General features: G+C 31.2%; 3 protein-coding genes and 1 pseudogene. 2 read left to right on the forward strand and 2 right to left on the reverse strand.

Features of this window, described 5'->3' with window-relative positions:
* A partial coding sequence (locus AS157_RS04760; protein ID WP_214494983.1) for a rubredoxin occupies positions 1-74 on the reverse strand: 74 nt, incomplete at its 3' end.
* Between the two features lie 143 nt (positions 75-217).
* On the reverse strand, positions 218-2,581 hold the full coding sequence (locus AS157_RS04765) for an ATP-dependent Clp protease ATP-binding subunit (protein WP_077288981.1): 2,364 nt from the start codon (positions 2,579-2,581) through the stop codon (positions 218-220).
* 204 nt (positions 2,582-2,785) lie between these two features.
* Between AS157_RS04765 and AS157_RS04770 the strand changes: the two genes are divergently transcribed.
* Together AS157_RS04770 and AS157_RS04775 are read left to right on the forward strand one after the other, a co-directional pair.
* Positions 2,786-4,171, forward strand: coding sequence for a sensor domain-containing diguanylate cyclase (locus AS157_RS04770; protein ID WP_197023168.1), 1,386 nt, complete (start codon positions 2,786-2,788; stop codon positions 4,169-4,171).
* Positions 4,172-4,267: 96 nt separating this feature from the next.
* Positions 4,268-4,494, forward strand: a pseudogene (locus AS157_RS04775) (hypothetical protein); the annotation flags it as partial.

The raw sequence follows: 4,494 nt of genomic DNA on the forward strand, positions 1-4,494 counted from the left end.
TCTACCCCATTGTCTGGATCCCCTACTTCTGGATCATATACATATCCACATACACTACATACATACCTCTTCATATTTCCCCCTCCTTTTATGAGAAAAAAATCACTATGCAATTATATTATAGCATTTTTTAGGATAAAAAAACAAAGTTCTATTGATTTTAGATTTGTTGTCCTTATATTTTAGTTTAGAATAAAAATAAGGGGCGACTTGCCCCTTATTTTGTAAGTTCTTTTTCTTTTTCAACTGAGATCATTCCGTTGTTTACATCAACTAAAACTATATCTCCTTCTTTAATTTCTCCAGCTATAATTTTCTTTGAAAGAGGTGTTTCAATTTCTCGTTCTATTAATCTTCTTAATGGTCTTGCTCCAAAGGCTGGATCATATCCTTTCTTTGCAAGGTATGCTTTTGCGTTATCTGTTAGTTTTATTTTTAGGCTCTTTTCTTTTAATCTCTTTTCAAGCCTTGAAATTAACTTTTCAACTATTTCTTTCATATGCTTTTCTGTAAGTGGTTTGAATATCACAACATGGTCAATTCTGTTTATGAACTCTGGTCTAAAATAGTGTTTTAAATCTTCCCTTACAGATTCTTCTATTTTTTCAAACTCTATTCCCGCTTCAACCTTTCTCAATATCTTATCGCTTGCGAGGTTACTGGTCATTATAATTATCGTGTTTCTAAAATCAACTGTGTTACCTTTTCCATCTGTTAATCTACCATCATCAAAAACTTGCAGTAATACGTTAAATACTTCTGGATGTGCTTTTTCAACCTCATCCAAAAGAATTACGCTATATGGTTTTCTTCTTACTTGTTCTGTTAATTGTCCGCCTTGATCATACCCCACATATCCTGGAGGTGCACCAATGAGTCTTGCAACTGAGTGTTTTTCCATGTACTCACTCATGTCTATTCTAATGAGCGCGTTTTCGGAACCAAATAAAAGTTCTGCAATGGTCTTTGCAAGTTCTGTTTTACCAACACCACTTGGACCTAAGAATAGGAAGGTACCAATTGGTCTATTGGGATCCTTTATACCTGCTCTTGCTTTTCTGATAGCATCTGCAACAACTTTGACTGCTTCTTCTTGGTCTACCATTCTTTGATGTACAAGTTCTTCAAATCTTAATAACTTTTCTTTTTCTGATTCCATCATTTTGGTTGCGGGTATACCAGTCCACGATTCTACAACCTTTGCAACTGTATCAGCGGTTACCTTGTCGGTTCCGTATTTCTTTTCAAGTTCTTCATATTGATTTTGAAGTTTATACATTTGTTGTTTCATTTCAGCTGCTTCTTTGTATTGGGAATTTATAGTAAGTTCATCGATTTTTTCACTTAAAGATTTTATTTTTTCCTTTAGTTCTGAGATTTTTGGATCGGCGGACTTTAAACTTATCTTTGCAGCAGCTTCATCAATCAAATCTATAGCTTTATCTGGCATAAATCTATCTTGGATGTATTTTGAAGATAACTTTGCTGCAGCTTCTATAGCTTCATCCGTTATTTCTACGTTGTGGTGTTTTTCGTATGTTTCTTTTAAACCTTTTAATATTTTTATAGTTTCTTCTACACTAGGTTCCTCAATTAGTACAGGCTGAAATCTTCTGGCAAGGGCTTTGTCCTTTTCTATGTGTTTTCTGTATTCTTCTAAAGTTGTTGCACCAATTGCATGTAGTTCTCCTCTGGCTAGTGCAGGTTTTAACATGTTAGATGCATCCATTGCACCTTCTGCAGCACCTGCTCCAACTATTGTATGAAGTTCGTCGATAAAGAGAATTACATTGTTTTTCATTTTATTTATTTCTTCCATTACCTTTTTCAATCTTTCTTCAAATTCGCCACGATACTTACTACCTGCAAGCATTTTTCCAAGATCAAGCATTAATATCTTTTTATTTTTAAGTTTTTCAGGGACTTTTCCTTCAACAATTTTTTGTGCAAGACCTTCAACAATAGCAGTTTTACCGACACCTGGATCGCCTATAAGCACGGGGTTGTTTTTTGTTTTTCTAGAGAGAATTTCAATAACTCTTTCAATTTCTTTTTCCCTACCGATAACAGGTGAAAGTTTACCCTCTCTTGCAAGTTTTGTTAAATCTACCGTGTATTTTGAAAGTACGTTTCCTTCTCCGTCTAATTCTCCATTCTCCACAAGTTCTTTTACCGATTTTAATACTTCTTCATATGTGATTCCGTATTTATTTAGTATGGCAGCAGCTTGAGTAGAGCTATCTTTAAGCAGTGCCAAAAGAAAATGAATAGGTGAAACTTTACTTGAACCGAGTAATTTTGCTTCTTTTCTGGAGAGTTCAAATATTCTGGAAAGTTCATTTGACATGTAAACTCCAGAACCAGAACCGTAGTATACCCCATATTGACTTTCGATTAATTCTTCAATTCTATCCAATATTTCATCTAAATTTATACGTGTTTTTATAAGTTTTTGCACTACATCATCTTGTAGAATTTCATAGAGCACATGCTCTGGTTTTAAAAGATTTTGCCTTTTTTGGGTCAAATTTTCTGCCGCTTGTTGGACTAATTCTTGCATTTTATTGTCTAAATACCTCAATTTAACCACCTCCAAAATTATTTTCTTTTTATCACTCACATATATAGACTGATAACATTTGTTTTTGGTTCACGGTTTGTTGTTACGTTTTTGTAAACAATAGTGTTTGACGATGTTTTTAATCAAATGTAAATGATTTGTTTTTGGTTGATTTTGAATGTTTTTATGTTTTATATTAGATATGTACGATTTGGAGGGGATAAAATGTATTTTATCTTGGGGTTAGTTGTAATTTTGGTTCTTTTTTTAATTTTTTCTTTGGTTTATATATTAAAGTTAAGAAATTTAGTTAATTTGGTGTTTGATAGTAAATCTTCAAAAATGGGTGTTGCAGTTTGGCATGGTGGAAAACTTAAATATTTTTCATCTAGTCTATTAAATTATGCTAAGATGTATAATGTAAATTTTTTTGATTTTAAAAATGTTACTGAAGATAAAATTAGAGTTTTTTCAAAGAAATATTCGCAATTAGAAGTGTTTTTTAATATGATTTTGAAAAATTACTATAAAGATAAATTAGAATTTGAGGTAGAAATTGAAATTGGTGGACAGATATTTCTTTTGAAGTTTTTCAGGATAAAGTCCAAAGGTTTGAGGTATTCAATACTTTTTTTGGTAAATATTTCAAGCAATGTATATTCGTATGCCAAAGATATTATCAAGCCTTTAAATAAAATTCCACAAAGTATTTTTTTGGATATTTTAAATAGAAAAACTCTTTCGGAAGTTTCAAAAAAGTTGTTTAATTTTTTAAAAGGACAGAAAATGATTGACTCTCTTGTTGTAGCAACTAGAAGAGGTGATGGAAGTACTTACATACATTATGCTAATATAGGTTTTGAGGAAAGGATGAATTTTGTTATTCCACCTAAAAAGAAGCCAATTGTTTCATATGTAATGGATTTTGGTAAGAAGTTATATATAAAAAATTCGGAAAGATTAGTCCTTCCAAAAGGATATGAAAGAATAGTGTTTGGAAAAAATAGAATTGTTTCCATTTATGGTGTTCCTTTAAAATTTGAAGAAGAGATTTTTGGTGCGGTGTTGTTTGAAAAAGGTGGAAAAAATGCATTTACATCTAAAGAATTATACATGTTTGATTTGTTATCTGAAATTTTGACTATAAATTTTAAGTTTAGAGAGGTCTTTAATAAGCTTGTTAAAGAAAAGAAGGAAACACTTAGAATTTCTTTATTTGATCCATTAACAGGTGCTTACAGCAGAAATTTCTTAAACAAGATGAATTTTGACGATAATTATTCTATAATATTTATAGATTTGGATGGTTTTAAAAAACTTAACGATACCTATGGACATGATTATGGCGATAAAGTATTGAAAAAGTTTGTAAAATTATGTAAGAAAAGTATAAGGAAAGAAGATAAAGTTGTAAGATACGGAGGAGACGAGTTTTTAATCTTTGTAAGTGGAAAAAATGCAAAACAAGTTGTTGATAGGATAAAACGAAAATCAAATATTGATTTTTCGTATGGAATTGTAAAGTACAACAAGCAAAAGAATTTTGGAGAAATTTTAAAAGAAGTGGATAGGAAAATGTATGAAATGAAAAAAAGTAAGAGACGCGGTTGATGTTTTGTTGATAACTCCGAAGAATTATGGGAGTGTTTCAAAAATAAGAGGAAGTGGTTCAAAAATAAAAGGGGAGATGATATAATCTCCCCTGATATGAGAAGAACTAACATAAAGAAAATACTCAAACTTGTTAAAAAATTTTACAACAATATTTTACCACAACTTCCTCAAAAATCTACCTCCAAAGGTAGACCTAAGAAATACCCAGACGCACTAATTCTTTCCTTAGCAGTTTTAAAAGAACTGTTTGCTCTTTCGTTTAGAGAGACATTAGAAATGGGTGCATTATACTTTAAGAGAGTTCCATCTCTTAGAGATTT

Origin of the sequence: Thermosipho sp. 1244 (genome assembly GCF_018588215.1) — a bacterium.
Classification (GTDB): domain Bacteria; phylum Thermotogota; class Thermotogae; order Thermotogales; family Fervidobacteriaceae; genus Thermosipho; species Thermosipho affectus.

Excerpts from the sequence above, each read along its gene's own strand:
- AS157_RS04770 (WP_197023168.1), top strand. The coding sequence starts at position 2,786 with ATGTATTTTATCTTGGGGTTAGTTGTAATTTTGGTTCTTTTTTTAATT.